Source organism: Serratia grimesii NBRC 13537 (assembly GCF_001590905.1).
GTDB classification, from domain to species: domain Bacteria; phylum Pseudomonadota; class Gammaproteobacteria; order Enterobacterales; family Enterobacteriaceae; genus Serratia; species Serratia grimesii.
This window is the reverse complement of record NZ_BCTT01000002.1, coordinates 275,146-299,596: the sequence shown is the minus strand read 5'-3', so window position 1 is coordinate 299,596 and position 24,451 is coordinate 275,146. Positions and strand designations below refer to the sequence as shown.

Here is a 24,451-nt window from a genome sequence, read left to right as displayed (position 1 = left end):
CGAACCTTCGAAGTCTGTGACGGCAGATTTACAGTCTGCTCCCTTTGGCCGCTCGGGAACCCCACCATGGTATTCATGGTTTTACAAATTGTAGTTCCGGTATCATCCGGAAGAAACCTGGCCGGTTTCTTTACTGCGCCTTCACTCTAAACAGAGAGAAGATGGTGGTGGGGGAAGGATTCGAACCTTCGAAGTCTGTGACGGCAGATTTACAGTCTGCTCCCTTTGGCCGCTCGGGAACCCCACCACTGGCCTTGCTTGCGAAACATCTGTCTCGGTAAGCGGGGCGCATCATATCAAATGAAGAGCGCGTGTAAAGTATTGAAATGCAGAAAATGAATCGTTTGCCGATTTTTTGCCCGTGGCGGTGCATCCCTGAACGAAAGGCACCGCTTTATTGAGCAATTACAAAATGACAGTCCGGTTACCGTAGACAAATACGCGCTGGGCCAGCACGTGATACAGCGCGCGGCTGAGCGCATTTTTCTCTACATCACGTCCAGCACGCATCATATCGTCTGCAGAATAGGTATGATCGACATGAATCACGTCCTGCATGATAATTGGGCCTTCGTCCAGGTTATCGTTAACGTAGTGAGCGGTGGCCCCGATAATTTTCACTCCACGCTCATAAGCCTGATGATAAGGCCGTGCCCCGATAAAGGCTGGCAGGAACGAATGATGAATATTGATCACCTGGTTCGGGTAATGTTGAACGAATGCCGGGGTTAATACGCGCATATATTTGGCCAGCACCACATAGTCCGGCTGATATTGGTCGATCTGAGCCATCATTTTTTGGTCGTGCTGATCGCGTGTCAGGCCTTCATGGCTGACCAGATGGAACGGAATATCGAAACGCTCTACCAGGGTTTGCAAAGTATCATGGTTGCCGATAACCGCGGCGATCTCGACATCCAGGCCGCCGTAGGCGCTTTTCATCAGCAGATCGCCCAAGCAATGTGCCTCTTTGGTCACCAGAACCACGATGCGGCGGCGACCGGAATTATGCAGTTCGCGAACGGAACCTGCCGGCAATGCACCGTCGAGATCTGCCAGCAGAGTCGTATCGTTGAAAATACCTTCCAGCTCGGTACGCATAAAGAAACGACCGGTGCGGTGATCAACAAACTCATTGTTCTGAATAATGTTGAGTTCATGCTTGTAACAGATGTTGGTGATCTTGGCGATCAGGCCTTTGGCATCCGGACAAATGGTACGCAAAACTTTTCTTTGGACATTTTGATGTGGCATGGCGATGAGGATCCTGTCTGATACTGAACGTCCTGTCTGCGCAGGCGAGCATTTTATAGTCTTCACTTTCAAACGACTGCCGAAATGGCAGCGGTCTGAAATCTATGGGTCGCAGTGACTGCCGGTTAACGACCGCAGCACTTTTTATATTTTTTACCTGAACCGCAGGGGCAAATCGCATTTCTGCCAGGCTGGGGTTTGGTACCATCAATATAGTACCAGCGTTGTTCAAGCTGAAGAAAGCGCGAACGTTCGTGCATTGCCTTGTGTTCGCCTGTGCTGCCGTCGATGAAGCGGGCAATAAACTCGACAAAACCTTCGTCGTTCTCATGGCCCTGTTTTTCTTCTACCACCGTCAGGCCGAGCCATTCGGTGTTCTTGAAGCTATCAACGATCGCGTTACGCCACTCATCGGCATGACAATCGGGATGCCAGGTCGCAATTAAGTAATCGACGTTGTGATTCACATAAGCGCTAAAGCGTGAACGCATCAACTTACCGGGGGTCAGTGGCGTTTGGGTGCCATTGATGTAGGGTTCGCAGCATACGCTATACTCCAGTCCGCCGCCGCAGGGGCATAATTCTGGCAAGTTGACTCCTAAAATGGCCGGAACAATAAGAACGGGCCGATGCTGAAAGGGATTTAGCGCATATGTTACCTAACATTATTCGATCGTGACAATCTACGCTGGCAGCAGAGTTGATACAATTCACCGGGAAGAGGCGGAATGATGCGAAAAATGAAGATTGGACTGGCATTGGGCGCGGGTTCCGCTAAAGGGTGGGCGCATATCGGCGTGATCAACGCCCTAAAGAAATTGGGTGTTGAAGTCGATATAGTAGCCGGCTGCTCAGTGGGTGCACTGGTTGGTGCTGCTTTTGCCAGCCACCGTTTGCCGGCCATGGAGACCTGGGTTCGTTCATTTAGCTATTGGGATGTGATCCGCTTGATGGATCTTTCTTGGCAGCGTGGCGGTCTGTTGCGCGGTGAGCGGGTGTTCAATGCGGTGGGGCAATTATTAGAAATCAACGATATCGCCGAGTGTTCGCTAAAGTTTGGTGCAGTGGCGACGAACCTAAGTACCGGGCGAGAGTTGTGGTTGACCGAAGGGGATATTCATCAGGCAGTGCGTGCGTCGTGTAGTATGCCCGGCTTGTTGGCACCGGTGTGGTTTGATGGTTATTGGCTAGTGGATGGTGCGGTAGTGAACCCTGTCCCCATTTCGTTAACTCGTGCATTGGGAGCCGATCTCGTTATTGCCGTTGACTTGCAACATGATGCGCATCTGATGCAGCAGGATTTGTTCTCTGTACGCCAGCATGACTCAGAAACTTCAGGCGATATCCCCACGGATAATTGGCGAGGACGGTTAAGAGACCGTATCAGCAAAATGACGAACAGAAAGCCTAATTTTACGCCAACAGCGATGGAAATTATGGGAACGTCGATCCAGGTATTGGAAAATAGACTGAAACGTAATCGTATGGCAGGTGACCCGCCAGATGTCTTGCTCCAACCCTATTGTCCGCAAATTTCGACGTTGGATTTCCACCGTGCCGATGAAGCGATTGCAGCGGGTAAACTGGCCGTTGAAAAACAGATTGATATGCTTTTACCGTTGATAAAAAACAAATAATTATCGGATTTTGCGGAGGTGGTCTGAGATAAGGCCCATTTCCGACAAGCAGAAATGGCCTTTTTGAGCCACTATTACACTATTGAAAGGGAAGAGGCTCGGCTGATGGCATTACCATTGACTCACAAGCGCATTTTGGTCGTTGAGGACGAACTGGTTTTTCGTTCTGTGCTTGTTGGCTATTTGAAATCGTTGGGTGCGGAAACCAGTGAGGCGACCAATGGTTTGCAAGCGCTGAGTGCCGTGGACGACGTGAAGCCCGACTTAATCTTGTGCGATCTGGCGATGCCGGAAATGGACGGGATAGAGTTTGTTGAGCATCTTCGTCTACAAGGTGTGCAAATTCCGGTGCTGGTGATATCAGCCACCGATAAAATGGCGGATATCGCCAAGGTACTGCGTTTGGGTGTACAGGATGTATTGTTAAAGCCCGTTACCGATCTTAACCGCCTGCGTGAAGCTGTGTTAGGTTGTCTCTACCCCAATATGTTTACCTCCCAGGCGATTGAGGAAGCAGAGCTGCTTCAGGATTGGGATGCATTGAGTAAAAATCCTTCTGAAGCCGTAAAGTTGCTCAAGCAGTTACAGCCTCCGGTACAACAGACCATTGCTCATTGTCGCATTAATTATCGACAATTAACGACGGGCGAGAACCCTGGATTGGTGTTGGATATTGCAGCGCTGTCGGATAAGGATCTGGCGTTCTATTGTTTGGATGTAACTCGCGCAGGAGATAACGGTGTATTGGCGGCGTTGCTGTTACGCGCTTTATTTAATGGCTTGTTACAGGATCATTTAGCTAATCAGCGTCATCGGTTGCCGCAAATGACCGCATTGTTAAAGCAAGTTAATCAATTATTACGTCAAGGCAAACTGGAAGGACAATTCCCATTGTTGGTCGGTTATTATCACACCGAATATAAAAACCTGATTTTAGTCTCAGCGGGTCTTCATGCCAGTGTTAATACCGGTGATAGCCAAATTCAACTGAACAATGGGGTGCCGCTTGGCACGCTGGGTGCGACCTACATGAATCAAATCAGCCAGCATTGTGCAGCCTGGCAGTGTCAGGTTTGGGGATCTGGAGGCAGACTGCGGTTGATGCTCAGTACCGAATAACGTGATCCTCTAAAAACATTATTTGAAATACAAATATTCGATGTGCTTATTTCTTCCTCAGGCCATTGGTTGGGTAATTGTCTTAAATTTTTTCTATTTGTGCTGCGGTTAATGCCAGACACTCATAAGCTGGTATACTCCGAAGGTTTTTCATATGGCGAAAAAGCTCACAAAATGAGCAATATTAAGAGAGGAAATAATGCCTGCTGTAAATCGTAAAGTCAGAAAGGCTGTGATCCCGGTTGCAGGCTTGGGAACACGGATGTTGCCAGCGACAAAAGCCATTCCAAAAGAAATGCTGCCGCTGGTTGACAAACCCTTGATCCAATACGTTGTCAATGAATGTATTGCGGCTGGGATTAACGAGATTGTGTTGGTTACCCATTCCTCCAAGAATTCGATCGAAAACCATTTTGACACCAGTTTCGAACTTGAAGCGATGCTGGAAAAACGCGTGAAACGTCAGTTGCTGGACGAAGTGCAGTCTATTTGCCCGAAAGGCGTAACTGTTATGCAGGTACGTCAAGGGGTAGCCAAAGGGTTGGGGCACGCTATTATGTGCGCTTATCCACTGGTTGGTGACGAGCCGGTAGCCGTGATTTTGCCGGATGTGATCCTCGATGAGTACAGCGCCGATCTGAAAAAAGATAATTTGCACGAAATGTTAGAGCGGTTTGAAAAAACCGGTGTCAGCCAAATTATGGTCGAACCCGTACCTCATAAAGATGTGGGTAATTACGGCGTAGCTGATTGTAAAGGGTATGAACTGCAGCCAGGTGAAAGCACCCCGATGGTCAGCGTAGTCGAAAAACCCTCGCCGGATGAAGCCCCATCTAACTTAGCCATCGTTGGTCGCTATGTGCTTTCTGCAGATATTTGGCCGTTACTGTCAAAAACACCTCCGGGCGCTGGCGGTGAAATCCAGCTGACCGACAGTATTGAAATGCTGATGCAGCAAGAAACGGTAGAGGCTTATCACCTAAAAGGGATTAGCCATGATTGTGGTAACAAGCTGGGTTATATGAAGGCATTTGTCGAATATGGCATGCGCCATGCCGGGCTGGGACAAGAGTTTTCGCAGTGGTTGAGCCAATTGTTGGCCGCTGATAAGAAATAATTTATTTATCTTTCATCTTAATTTGAAAAACTAGGATTTTCCCATGAAAGTAACAGTTTTTGGTATTGGCTATGTTGGTCTGGTACAGGCAGCGGTGCTGGCTGAGGTTGGCCATGACGTTATGTGTATTGATATTGACGAACGTAAAGTCGAAAACCTGAAGAAAGGGAACATCCCTATTTTTGAACCCGGCCTGACGCCGTTGGTGCAACAAAACTATGAAGCTGGCCGTCTGCAGTTCACCACCGATGCGAAAGCAGGTGTTGCGCATGGTAGCATTCAGTTCATTGCTGTAGGTACGCCACCGGACGAAGACGGTTCTGCCGATTTGAAATATGTGACGGCTGTAGCACGTACCATTGCGGAACACATGACCGAGCACAAAGTGGTAATCGACAAATCTACCGTGCCGGTAGGTACTGCAGATAAAGTCCGCCAGGTTATGCAAGAAACGTTGCAGAAACGCGGTAGCTCTGTACCTTTCGACGTGGTTTCCAATCCGGAGTTTTTGAAAGAAGGTGCGGCAGTCGCGGACTGCATGCGTCCGGAACGTATCGTTATTGGTACCGATAACATGGATGTGATCGAACCTATTCGTGAGCTGTATGAGCCGTTTAACCGTAATCATGATCGCATGATTATGATGGATATTCGCAGTGCTGAGCTGACCAAGTACGCGGCCAACTGCATGTTGGCAACCAAAATCAGCTTTATGAACGAAATGTCTAACCTGGCCGAAATGTTGGGTGCGGATATTGAGAAAGTGCGCCAAGGTATCGGTTCTGATTCCCGCATCGGCTACCACTTTATCTACCCAGGATGCGGCTACGGCGGTTCTTGCTTCCCGAAAGACGTCCAGGCACTGATCCGCACTGCGGAACATATCGGTTACCAACCAAAACTGTTGCAGGCTGTTGAGCAGGTTAACTACCAACAGAAATATAAGCTGACCAAGTTTATTAAGCATCACTTTGGTGAAGACTTAAAAGGCAAAACTTTTGCACTATGGGGTTTGGCATTCAAGCCAAATACTGACGATATGCGTGAAGCCTCCAGCCGTGTTCTGATGGAGCAACTGTGGGAAGCCGGTGCCACCGTCCAGGCCTACGATCCTGAAGCGATGAACGAAGTGCAGCGCATTTATGGCCAGCGTGATGACCTGAAGCTGGTAGGCACCAAAGAAGCGGCGCTACATGGTGCTGACGCGCTGGTTATCTGCACTGAATGGCAAAACTTCCGTGCACCTGATTTCGACATAATCAAAAGCGCGCTGAAGCAACCGGTGATCTTTGATGGTCGCAATCTGTTTGATCCAGAGCGTTTGGAAAACCGTGGCTTTACTTATTATGCGATCGGTCGCGGTGCATCCATTCAGCCGGTTATTTAAGGTATATATATGAAATTCCTGGTTACAGGTGCGGCAGGATTTATTGGTTATCACGCTGCTGAGCGTCTGTTGGCCGCTGGGCATCAGGTTGTCGGCATCGACAACCTGAATGATTATTACGATGTGGGTCTGAAAATGGCCCGCCTTGACCTGCTTGCGAATAAGTCTGCTTTTCAGTTTATTAAACTGGATTTGGCCGATCGTGAAGGTATGGCAAAGTTGTTTGCCGAGCATAAATTTCAGCGAGTGATTCATCTGGGGGCGCAAGCCGGGGTGCGTTATTCGCTGGAAAATCCGTTGGCGTACGCGGACGCGAATCTTATCGGGCATGTAAATGTGTTGGAAGGGTGTCGCCACAATAAAGTCGAGCATTTGTTATATGCTTCTTCCAGTTCGGTATATGGCCTCAATCGCAAGCTACCATTTGCAACCGAAGATTCTGTCGATCATCCGATCTCATTGTACGCGGCAACTAAAAAAGCTAATGAGCTGATGTCACACAGCTACTCCCACTTATATGGTCTGCCTACCACTGGCTTGCGTTTCTTTACCGTATATGGTCCGTGGGGGCGCCCAGATATGGCGCTGTTTAAATTTACTAAAGCCATATTGGCTGGTGAAAGTATCGATGTATATAACCACGGGGAGATGCACCGTGACTTTACCTACATCGACGATATCTCAGAGGCTATTGTTCGGTTGCAGGCTGTTATTCCTCAGCCAAATCCAGCCTGGACAGTTGAACAGGGCTCACCGGCAACCAGTTCCGCGCCGTATCATGTCTATAATATCGGCAATAGCACGCCCGTGAAGCTGATGGAATATATCAAGGCATTGGAGCAGGCATTAGGGATCGAAGCACGCAAGAATATGTTGCCAATGCAACCTGGCGATGTGCTAGATACCAGTGCTGATACTGCGGAGCTCTATCGTGTGATAGGGTTTAAGCCGGAAACCAGTGTTGAAGAAGGCGTGAAACGCTTTGTTGAATGGTATAAGTCATTTTATAACGCTCAGTAATTGAGCTGTGCGTAAAATGCTATAAGGGGCTTTGGCCCCTTTTTTATGCTTCAGGAAAGGCAGGGTGGCAGTCTGAGAAGTGAATGAAAGAGACGGTCTACTTCAGATTATTGTGTAAAACCGAGTTTGTATAATCTAGCTTTCCGGGAATTAGACATAACAAAAAGGCTCCCTGAGGAGCCTTTTTAACATGCAGCGAAATGCTATTACAGCAGGAAATCGTCCAGGGATTTACCTTGCTCTTCGATAGCTTTCTTAATCACTGCTGGGGTACGGCCCTGGCCGGTCCAGGTTTTCAGTTCACCGTTTTCGTCTTTATATTGGTATTTGGCCGGACGTGCTGCACGTTTAGCTTTACCTGCTGCTTTAGTTGCAGCCATAGTTTGCAGCAGTTCATTTGGATCAATACCGTCAGCAATCAGCATTTCACGATATTGCTGCAGTTTGCGGGTGCGTTCTTCAACTTCTGCTTGAGCCTGGCTGTCTTCTTCGCGACGTTCGTTCACAACAACTTCCAGTTTTTCAAGCATCTCTTCCAGCGTTTCCAGGCTGCATTCTCTTGCCTGTGCGCGTAGAGTACGGATGTTGTTCAAAATCTTTAATGCTTCGCTCATTGTCCTAGTCTCAAATTATATTGGTGGGGGCGTCTGGATAATAATAGAGTGCTCTTTTCTTTTCTGCAATAGACAAATTGAAAGGAACGCTCAAATTCATCTTTTAAAAAGGTGTAATCAGAACTCTCTGGCAAATATAAGGAGGAGACATAAGTATTACAAGCTCAATTTTTAAGTCAAATTTTCAACAGTGCCGGTATGATTACCGCGCCAGAAGGGCATTCATGGCTAAGTTATAATTGTGTTTTATATCAATATTACGATGAGTTTTGTGGGTTAAATCACGCGCTTTAGTATGCAAACACTGTAAACAATGGGGGTATACGAGTAAAGATAACGTCAAGAACTGTGTTGTTAGCTTTTTTATGCCATTAAATACGCTGGGGTACTGTCAGCAGGCGTTAATAGATTTAATCCTTTACCAACCAGGAGTCATGCTGGTGGTTTCTCTTTTCTGATTGACGATTAATGCCTGATGCTAATCATTAGCAGTAATTAAATGTGATGACAGACAGGGATCGTCCTGTAAATAGATGTAAAAGCGCAGTGGTGCAGAATGGAATGTTTCATTTGAAAGTTTGGTATTCGTTTGGCTGGGATATTGATTAAACCGAAGGCGTGAGCAGGGTGGCAGGTTATGGTACACTTGGTTGCTGAATCAGTGTCTGAATATTTCTTATACCATTGGAGTCGCGGGCCCATGGCTCAACTTTATTTTTATTACTCTGCTATGAACGCAGGGAAATCTACTGCGTTGTTACAATCTTCATATAATTATCAAGAACGTGGTATGCGTACACTGGTGTTTACTGCCGAAATAGACCACCGTTTCGGTGTCGGCAAGGTTAGCTCGCGGATCGGTCTGTCATCGCAGGCACAGCTCTATAATAATGAGTCGATGCTGTATGCGATGATCGCGCAGGAACATCAACAGCAGCCCGTACACTGCGTCTTGTTGGATGAAAGTCAGTTCTTGACGAAGGAACAGGTCGAGCAACTGTGCGATGTTGTGGACCAACTGGATATTCCGGTTCTGTGTTACGGCTTGCGTACCGACTTTTTGGGTGAGTTGTTCATCGGCAGTCAATACTTGCTGGCCTGGGCGGATAAACTGGTGGAATTGAAAACCATCTGCCACTGTGGGCGTAAGGCGAACATGGTACTGCGGCTGGATGAAAGTGGGCAGGCGATGCATACCGGTGAGCAGGTCGTGATAGGCGGTAACGAGAGCTACGTCTCCGTTTGCCGTAAGCATTACAAGGAAGCGCTACAGGCATTAGAGTAACATCTGGATGCTGTAGAGCGCCTTCTGGCAGCACTTTAGTGCGACGGTATTGCCAGGTAGTTTGAAGTACAGCGTAAGAGAAAAAAAACCGCCTTTCGGCGGTTTTTTTGCTGGTTTAATTAACCGTTATTTTTTGGTCTTCTTTTCTGCTTTAGCCGCAACGGGTGCCGCCAAAACTTCTTCATCAACCGCCTCACTGAACTTACGCCCGTAGAAGGTATCCAGCATGATTTGCTTCAACTCGGCAATCAGCGGGTAGCGCGGGTTGGCACCTGTACATTGGTCGTCAAAGGCGTCTTCAGACAGTTTGTCGACCTTAGCCAGGAAGTCAGCTTCTGTCACACCGGCTTCGCGGATTGATGCCGGGATACCCAGTTCAGCTTTGATCTCGTCCAGCCAAGTCAGCAGCTTCTCGATTTTCTGTGCGGTACGGTCACCCGGTGCACTCAAGCCGAGGTGGTCGGCGATTTCTGCGTAGCGACGACGTGCCTGAGGGCGGTCGTACTGGCTGAAAGCCGTTTGCTTGGTTGGATTGTCGTTCGCGTTGTAGCGAATAACGTTGGAGATCAGCATAGCGTTAGCCAGACCATGTGGGATATGGAACTCAGAGCCCAGTTTGTGGGCCATTGAGTGGCAAACCCCCAGGAAGGCGTTGGCGAATGCGATGCCGGCAATGGTTGCAGCATTGTGCACACGCTCACGGGCGACTGGATTCTTGGCACCTTCTTTGTAGCTGGTTGGCAGGTATTCTTTCAGCAATTTTAACGCTTGCAGCGCTTGGCCATCAGAGTATTCGTTCGCCAGTACTGAAACATACGCTTCCAGTGCGTGGGTCACCGCATCCAGGCCGCCAAAGGCGCACAGGGATTTCGGCATATTCATAACCAGGTTAGCGTCAACGATGGCCATGTCTGGTGTCAGTGCGTAGTCAGCCAGTGGGTATTTCTGTCCAGTAACGTCGTCGGTCACTACTGCAAATGGCGTTACTTCTGAACCGGTACCTGAAGTGGTGGTCACGGCGATCATTTTCGCTTTGACGCCCATTTTCGGGAACTTGTAGATACGTTTACGGATGTCCATAAAGCGCAGCGCCAGGTCTTCGAAATGGGTTTCAGGATGTTCGTACAGTACCCACATGATCTTCGCCGCATCCATCGGTGAACCGCCGCCTAACGCGATGATCACGTCAGGTTTGAAGGAGTTCATCTGTTCAGCGCCTTTGCGCACGATGGACAGTGTTGGATCTGCTTCAACTTCAAAGAACACTTCTGTTTCAATGCCGTGTGATTTCAGAACAGAGGTGATCTGGTCAGCATAGCCGTTATTGAACAGGTAGCGGTCGGTCACAATGAAGGCGCGTTTTGCCCCGTCGGTCGCTACTTCTTCCAGCGCGATAGGCAATGAGCCACGGCGGAAGTAGATTGATTTCGGAAGTTTATGCCACAACATGTTTTCTGCTCGCTTCGCTACAGTTTTCTTGTTGATCAGGTGTTTTGGACCGACGTTTTCAGAGATGGAGTTACCGCCCCAGGAACCGCAGCCCAGCGTCAGAGACGGAGCGAGTTTAAAGTTGTACAGGTCACCGATACCACCCTGAGATGCCGGGGTGTTGATCAGGATGCGCGCGGTTTTCATCTTGTCGCCGAAGAAGGCAACGCGTTCCGGCTGGTTATCCTGGTCGGTGTACAGACAAGAGGTGTGGCCGATACCGCCCATGGCAACCAGTTTCTCTGCTTTGCTGACGGCGTCTGCAAAGTCTTTAGCGCGATACATGGCCAGTGTAGGGGACAGTTTTTCGTGAGCGAAAGGTTCTGTTTCATCAACAAGTTTCACTTCACCGATCAGAACCTTGGTGCTTGCCGGCACTTTAATGCCAGCCATCTCAGCGATCTTCGGCGCTGACTGACCAACGATAGCTGCGTTCAGGCCACCGTTTTTCAGGATGATGTCTTGTACGGCTTTCAGCTCTTTACCCTGTAGCATGTAGCCACCGTGGGTAGCGAAACGTTCGCGCACTGCATCATAGATTGAATCAACCACAATGACAGATTGCTCAGAGGCGCAAATAACACCGCTGTCGAAGGTTTTAGACATCAGAATTGAGGCAACGACACGCTTAATATCTGCAGTTTCGTCAACCACTACAGGGGTGTTACCTGCACCAACGCCGATTGCCGGTTTGCCGGAGCTGTAGGCGGCTTTCACCATGCCTGGACCACCGGTTGCGAGGATCAGGTTGATGTCAGGGTGGTGCATCAATTGATTGGACAGTTCAACGGTAGGTTGGTCGATCCAGCCTACGATGTCTTTTGGCGCCCCGGCAGCAATCGCTGCCTGCAGCACGATATCTGCGGCCTTATTAGTCGCGTTTTTCGCACGTGGGTGTGGGGAGAAGATAATGCCGTTACGGGTTTTCAGGCTGATTAACGCTTTGAAAATGGCCGTAGAAGTTGGGTTGGTGGTTGGCACGATACCGCAAATCAGGCCAATAGGCTCTGCAATGGTGATGGTACCGAAAGTATGGTCTTCGGCCAGAATGCCGCAGGTTTTTTCATCTTTATAGGCGTTGTAGATAAATTCTGATGCGAAGTGGTTCTTGATCACTTTATCTTCAACGATACCCATACCGGATTCTTCGACGGCCAATTTGGCCAAAGGAATACGGGCATCGGCAGCGGCGAGGGCAGCAGCGCGGAAAATCTTATCAACTTGCTCTTGAGTGAAGTTGGCATATTCGCGCTGGGCTTTTTTGACTCGTGCAACTAGCTCGTTCAGTTCAGCGACATTTGTTACAGCCATAATGCTCTCCTGATAATGTTAAACTCTTTCAGTAAATCAGCCGTGCGAGCCACTAGTATAGACAGAATGATGGAAAATGCTGTTTTAAAAACAAAGGCTTTCCACCTTTTTGTGTCGCATGCTGCTGATTTGCTTAAAGAGCTTTACCCGATGCTTCAGCAGGAGAAGACAGCGGGCCGAACAGAGATGCCACTTTTTCCTTAACCTGTTCTACTCCCTGACTACGACTAAGAGCTTAACTACTCTTGGTTAGTGATTTTGTGATTTAAATCATAAAAAACGCAAGCTGACACCATTCAGCCGTGGTTTTTGAGAATTATTCTTGATAACTGCGATGGCAGGCACTTTTTTCAACATAAAAAATCATAAACCGTACATTGCTTTAACAATAGCGAATTATTTTATCAGTGCGGATATGAATAGATAAAAATCCCGCTCACGACCAATGGATTACCCGTGGTAATTCCATTACATTAGCGCGCGTAGGCAGTGTCACTTTTTAGAGCTATTAAAGCGGAGTCATTTGTGGGCCAATCTCTGTTGGATTTTTCCGGCTTCATTAAATTTTTTGTCGGCCTGTTTGCGCTGGTGAACCCGGTGGGAATTTTGCCGGTGTTTATTAGCATGACCAGCTACCAAGCGGCGGCAGGGCGCAATAAAACAAACCTGACGGCTAACCTGTCGGTCGCCATTATCCTGTGGACCTCACTCTTTTTGGGGGAAGGGATTTTGCGCATGTTCGGTATCTCTATTGATTCGTTCCGAATTGCCGGCGGTATCCTGGTGGTGACCATTGCGATGTCGATGATCAGTGGGAAGCTGGGTGAGGACAAACAGAATAAACAAGAGAAGTCAGAGAGCGCGATCCGTGAAAGTATTGGTGTCGTACCGCTGGCGTTGCCACTGATGGCTGGGCCGGGTGCTATCAGCTCTACGATTGTCTGGAGCTCTCGCTACCACAGCTGGCAAAACCTGTTGGGGTTTACTCTGGCTATTGCGTTGTTCGCTTTCTGTTGTTGGTTGTTGTTCCGTGCCGCTCCATTATTGGTGCGTTTATTGGGGCAAACCGGCATTAACGTGATCACCCGAATCATGGGGTTGCTGCTGATGGCATTGGGGATTGAGTTTATCGTTACCGGAATCAAGGCCATTTTCCCTGGACTGCTGTAATCTGCTCGCTGAGCCGCGAACAGTATTATTCGTGGCTCAAATTATTTTTAAAAATTAAAATCAATTATTGGTTCGCATTAATATAGTGCGCAATATGAATGAATTCTATTCAGTGTGCACCACAATGTGGCATAAATCTCAATTTGTTGTTCAATAAAACCCCTAAGCGCTGTTTTCAGCCTTTATCTCCCGCCGTTATTGCCATTTTTTGCCTTCTGAATATAAAATCTGCTGTTAATTTAATCACATCATTCTGTAGGGCTTGTCTCGCTTTCATCCAGGTGTTATTAGTGATTAACCGCACATAAGCAGATGTTTGTTCTTTGAAGTTCGACTTTGTTAACTGAATGTTTCTTTGCTTGGCGCGTTGGTTTGCTGTGCATGGCTTTTGCTGTTTTGTTCTTATTTTTTGTGATAAAAATCATGCTGTTATTGCTTGATCTCATCTCTTGCTCGTCAGGGGGGAAGATCGTGCCTGATGCAATAAAAGAGAATTGCTTAACATTTCTGTAAAAATTATTGGCTATGGAATTTGCCTTCTGCTAATTTCCGAGCAACTTTCTACGCGTAATTAACCGTATCGCGTCGTCAAAGTGGGAATGATTTTTGCTGGTGCCTGTTATTTAGAATTCTTATAAATACTTCACGAATATCGATAAGCAATGCTTGTTGGTGAAAAGGAGCCTCGACCATGCAGCAAACCCGAAAGCGTACTCCATTGGCTATGTTCATTGCCGGTTTGCTGAGTGTCAGCGCCGTTTATTCTGCTCAGGCGGTCGATGTTCCGGCTGGAGTGCAATTGGCAGAGCAGCAGAGCATTGTAATTAACAACGGCACGGAAGTGGCTTCATTGGATCCGCAAAAGGTCGAGGGAATACCAGAAAGTAATATTATTCTTAACCTGTTGGAAGGGCTGGTCAGCACCGATGCTAATGGGCACGTGGTGCCGGCGGCGGCGGCCCAGTGGGAAAACCAGGATTTCAAAACCTGGACTTTCCATCTGCGTCCCGACGCGGTATGGAGTGATGGTTCGCCAGTTACCGCGCAGGACTTTGTCTATAGCTGGCAGCGCCTGGCCGATCCGAAAACTGGCTCGCCCTACGCCAGCTATCTGCAGTACGCCAAGATTGAAAATATCGACGATATCCTGACCGGGAAAAAAAGTCCGCAGACTCTCGGTATTAAAGCTATCGATGATAAAACGCTGCAGGTATCCCTGAGTGAATCGGTGCCGTACTTTATTAGTATGATAAGCCGTACGGCATTGATGCCGGTAAAACGTTCGGTCGTCGAGAAGTTTGGCGACAAATGGACGCTGCCTGCGAACTATGTCGGTAATGGCGCATACCGTTTGAACGAGTGGGTGGTGAATGAGCACATTGTGCTTGAACGCAGCCCGAGCTACTGGAACAACAAGAAAACAGTCATCGATAAGGCGACATTCTTGCCAATTTCTTCAGAGGTCAGTGATGTCAACCGCTTCCGCAGCGGTGAAATTGATATCACCAACAGCGCCATCCCACCGAATCTGTTTGCGAAGATGAAGAAAGAGATCCCTGAGCAACTGCACGTTAACCCTTATCTGTGTACCTTTTATTACGAGATCAACAACCAGCGTGCACCCTTTACCGATCCGCGGGTGCGTGCTGCAGTGAAACTGACGCTGGACCGCGACATCATCGCTAACAAAATCATGGGGCAGGGTCAGATTCCGGCCTACAGCTTTACGCCAACCTTTACGGAGGGCGCCAAATTCACTGCGCCAGAATGGGCAGGTTGGAGCCAGGAACAGCGTAATACAGAGGCGAAAAAACTGTTAGCCGAGGCAGGCTTCAATGCGGCCAATCCGTTGAAATTCACCTTGCTGTACAACACCTCCGATCAAAATAAACAGCAGGCGATCGCTGCGGCGTCAATGTGGAAGAAAAACCTCGGTGCGGATGTCACGCTGCGTAATCAGGAGTGGAAAACTTCTCTTGAAAGCCGCCATCAGGGGCAATATGACGTGGCGCGGGCCACTTGGTGCGGTGATTATAACGAGCCAAGTGCTTTCCTGAATCTGGTGCTTTCCAACAGCAGCATCAACACTATTTTCTACAAGAGCCCAACGTTTGACGCCATCATGGCCAGCACGCTAAAAGCGCCGGATGAGGCTGCGCGTGCAGCCTTGTATCAGCAGGCGGAGGCTCAGTTGGATAAAGACTCGGCGCTGATCCCGGTGTATTACCGCGTCAGTGCGCGCCTGATCAGACCGTCGGTGGGAGGCTTTACCGGTAAAGACCCATTGGATTACACCGATGTGAAAAACCTGTACATCATCAAGCAGTAACGAGGGGTATTACGTCACGCTAACAAGGGTGAGTAATACAGGGAAGGCCAACTGCCGTATTCGTTCCTCGGCAGTCGGTTTAACAAGGTCCGCTCACGGGCAACGCAGGCTCCACGACGAGCCTGTGATAATAAAAACTGGAGTATACACATGACCAACATCACGAAAAAAACCATCCTTGCAGTCGGCATCATTGCCGCTCTGGGCATCACAGCAACCGGAAGTGCTTTTGCGGCCGTTGTGCCAGCGGGCGTGCAACTGGCGGACAAGCAAGAAATCGTTAAAAACAATGGCTCGGAAGTACAGTCCCTGGATCCGCACAAAATTGAAGGCGTACCAGAAAACAACGTAACGCGTGACCTGATGGAAGGTTTGGCCAACAACGGTCCAGATGGTTCTATCGTTCCAGGTGTAGCGGAAAGCTGGGATAACAAAGATTTTAAAGTGTGGACCTTCCATCTGCGTAAAGACGCAAAATGGTCGAATGGCAAGCCGGTAACGGCACAAGATTTCGTGTATAGCTGGCAGCGCGTTGTTGATCCGAAAACGGCTTCCCCTTATGCCAGCTATCTGCAATATGCTCACGTAGAAAACGTGGATGACATCATCGCCGGCAAGAAAGATAAATCAACGCTGGGCGTAAAAGCTATCGACGATCACACCTTCCAGGTCACCCTGACCGAGCCGGTGCCTTACTTGGTTGAAATGACCCCACACTATGCGATGAAGCCAGTGTTTAAAGAGGCAGTCGAGAAGTTTGGTGAGAAGTGGACCCTGCCACAAAACTACGTCAGCAATGGCGCTTATAAATTAAAAGATTGGATTGTTAACGAACGTATCGTCCTGGAACGTAACCCGGAATATTGGGATAACGCGAAAACCATCATTAATAAAGTCACGTTCCTGCCTATTTCATCGGAAGTTACCGATGTGAACCGCTACCGCACTGGCGAAATCGACATGACCTATAACAACATGCCGATTGAACTGTTCCAGAAATTGAAGAAAGAGATCCCGAAAGAAGTTCACGTCGATCCGTACCTGTGTACTTATTATTATGAAATTAACAACCAGAAAGCGCCGTTTACCGATCAACGTGTACGTGAAGCACTGAAGTTGGGTCTGGATCGCGACATTATCACCAATAAAGTGAAAAACCAGGGTGACCTGCCAGCTTACAGCTTCACACCACCTTACACTGATGGCGCTAAATTGATGCCACCGGAGTGGTTCGGTTGGACGCAGGAAAAACGTAACGAAGTTGCGAAAAAGCTGTTGGCTGAAGCGGGTTACGGCCCAGACAAACCACTGACGTTCTCTCTGCTGTATAACACCTCTGATCTGCACAAAAAGTTGGCGATTGCAGCTGCATCTATCTGGAAGAAAAATCTGGGTGTAGATGTGAAACTGGTGAATCAGGAGTGGAAAACCTTCCTGGATACTCGCCATCAGGGTACCTATGATGTCGCGCGTGCTGGCTGGTGTGCTGACTACAACGAACCAAGTTCGTTCCTGAACATGATGTTGTCTGACAGCAGCAGTAACACCCCGCACTATAAGAGCGCGGAGTTCGACAAGCTGATGGCGAACGTGCTGACAGCGAAAACTAAAGAAGAACGTGCAGAACTGTACCAAAAAGCTGAAGTTCAGTTGGATAAAGACTCAGCGATTGTGCCGGTGTATTACTATGTGAATGCCCGTCTGGTGAAACCTTATGTTGGGGGTTATACCGGTAAAGACCCACTTGATAACGTGTACGACAAAAACCTGTACATCATCAAGCATTGATACGGTAAGTACCGGCGGTGAAAGCCGCCGGTATATGTTGAGAATAATAAGCCGTTATCAGGCTGCAGCACAGGGTTAGGGCAATGCTTAAATTTATATTTCGTCGCTTGTTAGAAGCGATCCCGACACTATTTATCCTTATTACCATTTCATTCTTTATGATGCGTCTGGCACCCGGTAGTCCATTTACCGGCGAACGCGCGTTGCCGCCAGAAGTGATGGCCAATATCGAGGCCAAATATCATTTGAACGATCCGATCTGGAAGCAGTATGGCCATTATTTGGTTCAGCTGTCGAAGGGGGACTTCGGGCCATCATTCAAATACAAGGATTATTCGGTAAATGACCTCGTGGCTGCTTCTTTCCCGGTATCTGCCAAATTGGGTCTTGCCGCATTTTTGCTGGCGGTGGTCCTGGGGGTAAGTGCCGGCGTCATTGCCGCGTTGAATCAAAATACTAAATGGGACTATACGGTGATGGGCTTTGCCATGACCGGGGTGGTGATACCCAGTTTCGTGGTGGCGCCGTTATTGGTACTGATTTTCGCCATCACGCTGAAATGGCTGCCAGGTGGCGGTTGGAACGGCGGTGCGCCGAAATTTATCATCTTGCCAATGGTGGCGTTGTCACTGGCCTATATTGCCAGTATCGCCCGTATCACGCGTGGTTCGATGATAGAAGTGCTGCATTCAAACTTCATCCGTACTGCTCGCGCCAAAGGGTTGCCGATGCGCCGCATTATTTTGCGCCATGCGTTGAAACCCGCGTTATTACCGGTGCTTTCTTATATGGGCCCGGCATTTGTCGGCATTATCACCGGCTCGATGGTGATCGAAACTATCTACGGTCTGCCTGGTATCGGCCAGTTGTTTGTTAACGGCGCGTTGAACCGTGACTACTCTCTGGTATTGAGCCTGACCATTCTGGTGGGTGGCCTGACCATTCTGTTTAACGCGATCGTTGATGTGCTGTATGCCGTTATCGATCCAAAAATTCGTTATTAAGCTGGAGCACGCAAATGATGTTGACGAAAAAGAACAGCGAGGCTCTGGAGAACTTCAGCGAAAAGCTCGAAGTGGAAGGGCGCAGCCTGTGGCAGGATGCCCGCCGCCGCTTTGTGCATAACCGCGCAGCGGTGAGCAGCCTGTTTGTGTTGGCGCTGATCACCCTGTTTGTCATAGTGGCTCCGTGGTTATCACAGTTTGCCTATGACGATACTGACTGGGCGATGATGTCGGCCGCACCAAGCTTTGAATCGGGGCACTACTTTGGTACAGACTCATCCGGTCGTGATTTGTTGGTGCGCGTGGCGATTGGTGGGCGTATCTCATTAATGGTTGGTGTATCGGCTGCGCTGGTGGCGGTGATTGTTGGAACACTGTACGGCGCAATGTCCGGTTATCTGGGCGGTAAAATTGACTCGGTCATGATGCGTTTGCTGGAGATCCTCAACTCCTTCCCATTCATGTTCTTCGTGATCCTGTTGGTGACCTTCTTCGGTCAAAATATCCTGCTGATCTTTGTGGCGATTGGCATGGTGTCGTGGCTGGATATGGCGCGTATCGTGCGTGGACAGACTCTGAGTCTGAAACGTAAAGAATTTATCGAAGCGGCGTTGGTGTGTGGGGTTTCGAGCCGCAATATCGTGTTGCGCCATATCGTGCCGAACGTACTTGGTGTCGTGGTGGTCTACGCATCCTTGCTGGTGCCTAGCATGATCTTGTTTGAATCCTTCCTTAGCTTCCTGGGGCTGGGTACTCAGGAACCTTTAAGCAGTTGGGGGGCATTGCTCAGCGATGGCGCTAACTCGATGGAAGTTTCACCGTGGTTGCTGCTGTTCCCGGCGGGTTTCCTGGTTGTCACTCTGTTCTGTTTCAACTTTATCGGCGATGGCTTGCGTGACGCCCTCGACCCGAAAGATCGTTAAGGAGTGCAATCATGAGCACCATTGAAAATCCACAATTGCAAACCAACACCGCCGTTAAGTCGTCGTTGTTGTTGGATGTAAAAGATCTGCGCGTGACCTTCGGTACCCCGGACGGTGATGTGACAGCCGTAAACGATCTGAATTTTGATCTGCGTGCCGGCGAAACACTCGGTATCGTGGGGGAGTCTGGCTCAGGTAAATCCCAGACGGCCTTCGCGCTGATGGGGCTTCTGGCCAGCAACGGGCGCATCGGTGGTTCGGCCAAATTTAATGGCCGGGAAATCCTCAATCTGGAGGAAAAACAGCTCAATAAGCTGCGTGCGGAAGAGATTTCGATGATCTTCCAGGACCCAATGACTTCTCTCAACCCTTATATGCGTGTGGGTGAGCAGTTGATGGAAGTGCTAATGCAGCACAAGAAAATGGGCAAAAGCGAAGCATTTGAAGAGTCTGTCCGCATGCTGGACGCGGTTAAAATGCCGGAAGCACGTAAGCGTATGCGTATGTACCCGCATGAGTTTTCCGGCGGCATGCGTCAGCGTGTCATGATCGCGATGGCGTTGCTGTGCCGGCCGAAATTGCTCATCGCCGATGAACCGACTACCGCGCTGGACGTGACTGTACAAGCGCAGATCATGACGCTGCTGAACGAGCTTAAGCGCGAGTTCAACACTGCCATCATTATGATTACCCACGACCTGGGCGTTGTGGCCGGCATTTGTAATAAAGTGCTGGTGATGTACGCCGGTCGGACCATGGAATATGGCAGTGCACGTGATGTGTTCTATCATCCGAGCCATCCGTACTCTATCGGCTTGCTGAATGCAGTACCGCGTCTGGACGCCGAAGGCGAGGCACTGATGACCATTCCAGGTAACCCGCCGAATCTGCTGCGTCTGCCGAAAGGCTGCCCGTTCCAGCCACGTTGTGCGTACGCGATGCCGCAATGTTCGAGTGCTCCGCCATTGGAGCAGTTTGGTGAAGGGCGCTTGCGTGCCTGCTTTAAACCGGTGGAGGCGTTGGTATGAGTACGGTAACCGACAAAAAAGTGTTGCTCGAAGTGGCCGATTTGAAAGTGCATTTCGACATTCATGATGACAAACAGTGGTTCTGGCAGCCGCCGAAAACGCTAAAGGCGGTTGATGGCGTAACGCTGCGTCTGTTTGAAGGGGAAACTCTGGGCGTGGTGGGTGAATCGGGTTGTGGCAAGTCAACCTTTGCCCGCGCCATTATCGGCCTGGTAAAAGCCACTAGCGGGCGTGTTGCTTGGTTAGGTAAAGATCTGCTCGGCATGAGCGATATGGACTGGCGGAAAACCCGTAGTGATATTCAGATGATCTTCCAGGATCCTCTGGCGTCGCTGAACCCGCGCATGACGATCGGTGAAATTATCGCTGAACCTCTGCGTACTTATTATCCGAAAATGCCGCGCCAGGAAGTGAAGGACAAGGTTAAAGCGATGATGCTGAAGGTGGGCCTGCTGCCTAACCTGATCAACCGCTACCCGCATGAGTTCTCTGGAGGACAGTGTCAGCGTATCGGTATTGCACGTGCCTTGATCCTCGAACCTAAGTTGGTGATCTGCGATGAACCGGTTTCGGCGCTGGACGTGTCGATTCAGGCGCAGGTGGTCAACTTGTTGCAGCAACTGCAGCGTGAAATGGGCCTATCGCTGATCTTTATCGCTCATGATCTGGCGGTTGTAAAACACATCTCTGACCGCGTGTTGGTAATGTATCTGGGCCATGCCGTGGAGCTGGGCACTTATGACGAGGTGTACCATAACCCGCAGCACCCTTATACCAAAGCGTTGATGTCGGCGGTGCCGATCCCGGATCCGGACAAGGAGAAGGAGAAACAGATCCAGTTGTTGGAAGGGGAACTGCCTTCACCCATTAACCCGCCATCCGGCTGTGTGTTCCGCACTCGTTGTCCGATTGCCGGACCGGAATGCGCCAAGACGCGCCCGCTGCTGGAAGGCAGCTTCCGCCATGCGGTGTCATGTCTCAAGGTTGATCCACTGTAAGCGGTACCTTTGCCAATAAAAAACCCGCCAAATGGGCGGGTTTTTTATGCCGGATGGCAACTCACTCTTTCCACAGAATGTGGCAGAGCTTGTGGTCTTTCTCACGGCAGAGCAAGACGCGGGCAAAGACGTCGTTGATCGGTTCACCGTCGCTATCCGCCAGGCCAATCACGACTTCGGCAAAGAAGTCCGGATTCAGATCAAAATCTACATGTTCTGACCAGTCTTCTGCCGGATCATACAGCTCTGCGCCACCGCGCTCCTCAAACTGTAAGTTGAACAGCAGAATATCCGCCGGATCCAGATTGTCGCCAGCCAACTCCAAAAAGATGTCGTAAGCCTGTTCCAGCGTTTCGTCTTCAGTAAGGCGGTTATTCAAATCCATAATTAAATCCTGATAACAAATGATTCCTCATTATACCCTATGAATTTCAAGTTGTAGCTAGGCGACCAGCTCATTCATCCTCAGATAGGTGGCGGTGCTGTATGCTGCCATCTACGGTAAGGGTATAAAGCATGGCCGCTACGGCATTTACAGCAGCGGGCTGAAAAAGTAGAACAGGCGCTCAACAATACGATGCCAGAACGGCCGTTTCTGCCACTCTTTGGCGTTCAACAACTGCGAGCGGGCAATATAGTCATCTTGCACACAGGCTAAATCGCTGCCGAAACCGTCGTCGTCGATCACCAATGTGATTTCAAAGTTTAGCCATAGGCTGCGCATGTCCAGATTCACCGTGCCGACCAGGCTGAGTTGGCCGTCGACCAGTACGCTTTTGGTATGCAGCAGGCCGCCTTCAAACTGATAAATACGCACGCCTGCTTCCAGAAGCTCTGAGAAGAAAGAGCGACTTGCCCAGCGCACCATGGTTGAGTCGTTGTCGCGTGGGACAATAATACTGACTTCAACACCACGCAGTGCGGCTGTGCAAATGGCATGTAACAGATCGTCACTTGGTACGAAATAGGGGGTGGTCATGATTAACTGCTCACGCGCTGAGTAAACCGCGGTTAGCAGGGCTTGGTGGATCATTTCTTCCGGGAAGCCGGGGCCGGAGGCGATAACCTGAATGGTGTGACCGCTTTCCTGTTCGAACGGCATAATATTGACGTCCGGCGGTGGTGGCAGGATGCGCTTACCGGTTTCGATTTCCCAGTCACAGGCGTAAACGATGCCCATGGTGCTGGCAACCGGGCCTTCCATGCGCGCCATCAGATCGATCCACTGGCCGACACCTGCGTCCTGTTTGAAGTAACGTGGGTCAACCATATTCATACTGCCGGTGTAGGCAATATAGTTGTCGATCAGCACCACTTTACGGTGTTGACGTAAGTCCATTCGACGGAGGAATACACGGAACAAGTTAACTTTGAGCGCTTCAACCACTTCGATACCGGCATTGCGCATCATGCCAGGATAGGGGCTGCGGAAGAATTGCAGGCTACCGGCAGAGTCCAACATCAGGCGGCAGTGCACACCACGGCGTGCAGCAGCCATCAGTGATTCGGCCACCTGGTCAACCAAGCCGCCGGGCTGCCAGATATAAAACACCATCTCAATATTATGGCGTGCAAGTTCAATATCACGGATTAACGCTTTCAGCGTTGAGTCAGTGGTGGTGAGTAATTGGAGTTGGTTGCCTTTCACGCCGTCAATACCTTGGCGGCGATCGCACAGTTGGAACAGAGGTCTGGCGACCTCACTGTAGTCGGTGGCGAAGATACGTTGGCTCTCTTTTAATTCGCTGAGCCAGCGTGCGGTCGAGGGCCACATCGCCTTGGCGCGTTCAGCGCGGCGTTTACCCAGATGCAACTCACCAAAAGATAAATAAGCCACGATACCAAACAGCGGCAGAATATAGATAACCAGCAGCCAAGCCATCGCGGATGGTACTGCCCGGCGTTTCATCAAGATACGCAGCGTCACCCCGGCGATAAGTAGCCAGTAACCAAATACCATGAGCCAACTGATTACGGTATAAAATGTTGTCATAAAGGCGAAAAATCCCGTTCGCAAACCACCAATGATGAGTGTACGCACAGAATGGTAAAGGTGAAACCTTTTCTCGGCGCTTATGTTGCAAAAATATGATTGGCTTAAGGGACTTGCTGTAAATAAAAAAACATTTTGTCCCGGTTATCATGCCGCTCAGAGAAGGTGAAAAGCAGCGAACTGTGGCTTGGATCGTGCGGTGAAAGGGCTATAATGCCCGCCGTTGGCATTTGACGAACGAGTAACGAAACGATGAGACGCAGTAGAAACGAGGTGGGCCGCTGGCGGATGTTGCGGCAGAGTCAGCGCCGTAGGCATCGCTGGTTGGAGCGCCAGTCGTGCAGTAATCGGCATATTATTCGGGTGCGGCGACGCCTGGATGACCAGCACCGGCGTTCATTGCTGTTTGTGGTGGCGTACGAGTGGTAAACGAAAACAGTCCCTAAGGGGACTGTTTTGTTTAGTGCAGTAAGGGTTATTTACCCAAATAAGCGTTAAGCATCCAAACCTGCTTTTCTTGCTCTTTGATGTAGTCGCTCATCAGTGAGGCAGTACCTTCATCGCCTGCGTCAGCGGCCAGTGCCAGCAGTTCGCGTTGCTGTTGCAACAGCACTGAATAACCGTGCAGCAACCCTGTTAGCGTGCCTTTATCATCAGTGACGTTAGTATCTTCCTTGATGTCGGAAGTTTTCAGATAATCGCTGAAAGCATGACGCGGTTGTGAACCCAGAGTAAGAATACGTTCTGCCAGTTCATCAACTTTGGTCAGCAGATCGTTATAGGTCTCTTCAAATTTGACGTGCAGTTCAAAAAAGTGCGGGCCTGAAATGTTCCAGTGATAACCGCGCACGTTCATATACAGCACCTGATAATTCGCCAGTAGCGCATTTAACGCTTCTGATAGCTTTGCCGATTGTTTACTGTCCAGGCCGATATGGTTTTTCGCTGCTTTCTTCGTCGTTGCCATAATAATCTTCTCCTGATTA

The 24,451-nt window shown here is 49.5% G+C and carries 21 protein-coding genes and 1 tRNA gene; 14 read left to right on the top strand and 8 right to left on the bottom strand.

Translation table 11 applies throughout. The features are described 5' to 3' along the window. Positions 1 to 162: 162 nt before the first annotated feature. From SGR01S_RS02320 to SGR01S_RS02310, 3 genes are all read right to left on the bottom strand, one after another. Positions 163 to 247: transfer RNA gene (locus SGR01S_RS02320), tRNA-Tyr, on the bottom strand. 158 nt (positions 248 to 405) lie between these two features. Next, positions 406 to 1,254 (bottom strand): formyltetrahydrofolate deformylase, encoded by an 849-nt coding sequence (gene purU, locus SGR01S_RS02315; RefSeq protein ID WP_037425687.1) that lies wholly within the window; start codon positions 1,252 to 1,254, stop codon positions 406 to 408. Between the two features lie 125 nt (positions 1,255 to 1,379). Then, positions 1,380 to 1,844 carry a YchJ family protein gene (locus tag SGR01S_RS02310; RefSeq protein WP_061806408.1) on the bottom strand — a complete coding sequence of 155 codons (465 nt, stop codon included), beginning with the start codon at positions 1,842 to 1,844 and terminating at the stop codon, positions 1,380 to 1,382. A 141-nt stretch (positions 1,845 to 1,985) separates the two neighbouring features. Between SGR01S_RS02310 and rssA the strand changes: the two genes are divergently transcribed. The 5 genes from rssA (at position 1,986) to SGR01S_RS02285 (ending at position 7,534) form a co-directional block, all read left to right on the top strand. Continuing rightward, positions 1,986 to 2,891, top strand: a complete 906-nt coding sequence (gene rssA, locus SGR01S_RS02305) for a patatin-like phospholipase RssA (RefSeq protein WP_172479815.1) — start codon at positions 1,986 to 1,988, stop codon at positions 2,889 to 2,891. A gap of 105 nt (positions 2,892 to 2,996) precedes the next feature. Next, positions 2,997 to 4,010 (top strand): two-component system response regulator RssB, encoded by a 1,014-nt coding sequence (rssB, locus tag SGR01S_RS02300; protein WP_037425695.1) that lies wholly within the window; start codon positions 2,997 to 2,999, stop codon positions 4,008 to 4,010. 199 nt (positions 4,011 to 4,209) lie between these two features. Further along, positions 4,210 to 5,127, top strand: coding sequence for a UTP--glucose-1-phosphate uridylyltransferase GalU (gene galU / locus SGR01S_RS02295; protein ID WP_037425697.1), 918 nt, complete (start codon positions 4,210 to 4,212; stop codon positions 5,125 to 5,127). A 43-nt stretch (positions 5,128 to 5,170) separates the two neighbouring features. Continuing rightward, complete coding sequence (locus SGR01S_RS02290) at positions 5,171 to 6,514, top strand: UDP-glucose dehydrogenase family protein (RefSeq protein ID WP_037425699.1); 1,344 nt, start codon at positions 5,171 to 5,173, stop codon at positions 6,512 to 6,514. 9 nt (positions 6,515 to 6,523) lie between these two features. Then, the gene (locus tag SGR01S_RS02285) at positions 6,524 to 7,534 is read left to right on the top strand and encodes an NAD-dependent epimerase (RefSeq protein WP_061806406.1); all 1,011 of its coding nucleotides are present in this window, start codon (positions 6,524 to 6,526) and stop codon (positions 7,532 to 7,534) included. Positions 7,535 to 7,740: 206 nt separating this feature from the next. Here the strand turns inward: SGR01S_RS02285 and hns are convergent, their stop codons facing one another. After that, on the bottom strand, positions 7,741 to 8,148 hold the full coding sequence (hns, locus tag SGR01S_RS02280; protein ID WP_006321188.1) for a histone-like nucleoid-structuring protein H-NS: 408 nt from the start codon (positions 8,146 to 8,148) through the stop codon (positions 7,741 to 7,743). Between the two features lie 700 nt (positions 8,149 to 8,848). Here hns and SGR01S_RS02275 point away from each other — a divergent pair. After that, entirely contained in the window at positions 8,849 to 9,433 is a 585-nt protein-coding gene (locus SGR01S_RS02275) for a thymidine kinase (protein WP_061806405.1), read from the top strand. A gap of 126 nt (positions 9,434 to 9,559) precedes the next feature. On the opposite strand, the gene adhE is transcribed toward SGR01S_RS02275, so the two are convergent. Further along, a complete protein-coding gene (gene adhE, locus SGR01S_RS02270) occupies positions 9,560 to 12,232 on the bottom strand; it encodes a bifunctional acetaldehyde-CoA/alcohol dehydrogenase (protein ID WP_061806404.1) in 2,673 nt (890 codons plus the stop codon). Between the two features lie 525 nt (positions 12,233 to 12,757). On the opposite strand from adhE, the gene SGR01S_RS02260 reads away from it, so the two are divergent. The 7 genes from SGR01S_RS02260 to oppF all read left to right on the top strand — a co-directional run bounded on the left by SGR01S_RS02260 (position 12,758) and on the right by oppF (position 21,472). Continuing rightward, positions 12,758 to 13,402: a YchE family NAAT transporter gene (locus SGR01S_RS02260; RefSeq protein WP_037425714.1), complete on the top strand. Its 645-nt coding sequence runs from the start codon at positions 12,758 to 12,760 to the stop codon at positions 13,400 to 13,402. 691 nt (positions 13,403 to 14,093) lie between these two features. Beyond that, positions 14,094 to 15,731: an ABC transporter substrate-binding protein gene (locus SGR01S_RS02255; RefSeq protein WP_061806403.1), complete on the top strand. Its 1,638-nt coding sequence runs from the start codon at positions 14,094 to 14,096 to the stop codon at positions 15,729 to 15,731. A gap of 150 nt (positions 15,732 to 15,881) precedes the next feature. Next, positions 15,882 to 17,519 carry an oligopeptide ABC transporter substrate-binding protein OppA gene (gene oppA, locus SGR01S_RS02250; RefSeq protein WP_061806402.1) on the top strand — a complete coding sequence of 546 codons (1,638 nt, stop codon included), beginning with the start codon at positions 15,882 to 15,884 and terminating at the stop codon, positions 17,517 to 17,519. An 83-nt stretch (positions 17,520 to 17,602) separates the two neighbouring features. After that, positions 17,603 to 18,523 (top strand): oligopeptide ABC transporter permease OppB, encoded by a 921-nt coding sequence (gene oppB, locus SGR01S_RS02245; RefSeq protein ID WP_037425720.1) that lies wholly within the window; start codon positions 17,603 to 17,605, stop codon positions 18,521 to 18,523. Positions 18,524 to 18,537: 14 nt separating this feature from the next. Then, positions 18,538 to 19,446, top strand: coding sequence for an oligopeptide ABC transporter permease OppC (oppC, locus tag SGR01S_RS02240; RefSeq protein ID WP_037425723.1), 909 nt, complete (start codon positions 18,538 to 18,540; stop codon positions 19,444 to 19,446). Positions 19,447 to 19,457: 11 nt separating this feature from the next. Further along, positions 19,458 to 20,474, top strand: a complete 1,017-nt coding sequence (locus SGR01S_RS02235) for an ABC transporter ATP-binding protein (RefSeq protein ID WP_037425726.1) — start codon at positions 19,458 to 19,460, stop codon at positions 20,472 to 20,474. Beyond that, on the top strand, positions 20,471 to 21,472 hold the full coding sequence (oppF, locus tag SGR01S_RS02230; protein ID WP_037425729.1) for a murein tripeptide/oligopeptide ABC transporter ATP binding protein OppF: 1,002 nt from the start codon (positions 20,471 to 20,473) through the stop codon (positions 21,470 to 21,472). Before SGR01S_RS02235 ends, oppF begins: the two co-directional genes overlap by 4 nt. 61 nt (positions 21,473 to 21,533) lie before the next feature. Here the strand turns inward: oppF and SGR01S_RS02225 are convergent, their stop codons facing one another. After that, positions 21,534 to 21,857: an HI1450 family dsDNA-mimic protein gene (locus SGR01S_RS02225; protein WP_004945300.1), complete on the bottom strand. Its 324-nt coding sequence runs from the start codon at positions 21,855 to 21,857 to the stop codon at positions 21,534 to 21,536. A 147-nt stretch (positions 21,858 to 22,004) separates the two neighbouring features. Then, positions 22,005 to 23,465, bottom strand: coding sequence for a cardiolipin synthase (cls, locus tag SGR01S_RS02220; protein ID WP_037425732.1), 1,461 nt, complete (start codon positions 23,463 to 23,465; stop codon positions 22,005 to 22,007). 252 nt (positions 23,466 to 23,717) lie between these two features. Here cls and SGR01S_RS23555 point away from each other — a divergent pair, with 252 nt between their 5' ends. Beyond that, a complete protein-coding gene (locus SGR01S_RS23555; protein WP_071593055.1) occupies positions 23,718 to 23,894 on the top strand; it encodes a YciY family protein in 177 nt (58 codons plus the stop codon). 46 nt (positions 23,895 to 23,940) lie between these two features. On the opposite strand, the gene SGR01S_RS02215 is transcribed toward SGR01S_RS23555, so the two are convergent. Beyond that, a complete protein-coding gene (locus SGR01S_RS02215; RefSeq protein ID WP_037425733.1) occupies positions 23,941 to 24,432 on the bottom strand; it encodes a Dps family protein in 492 nt (163 codons plus the stop codon). Positions 24,433 to 24,451 lie beyond the last annotated feature (19 nt).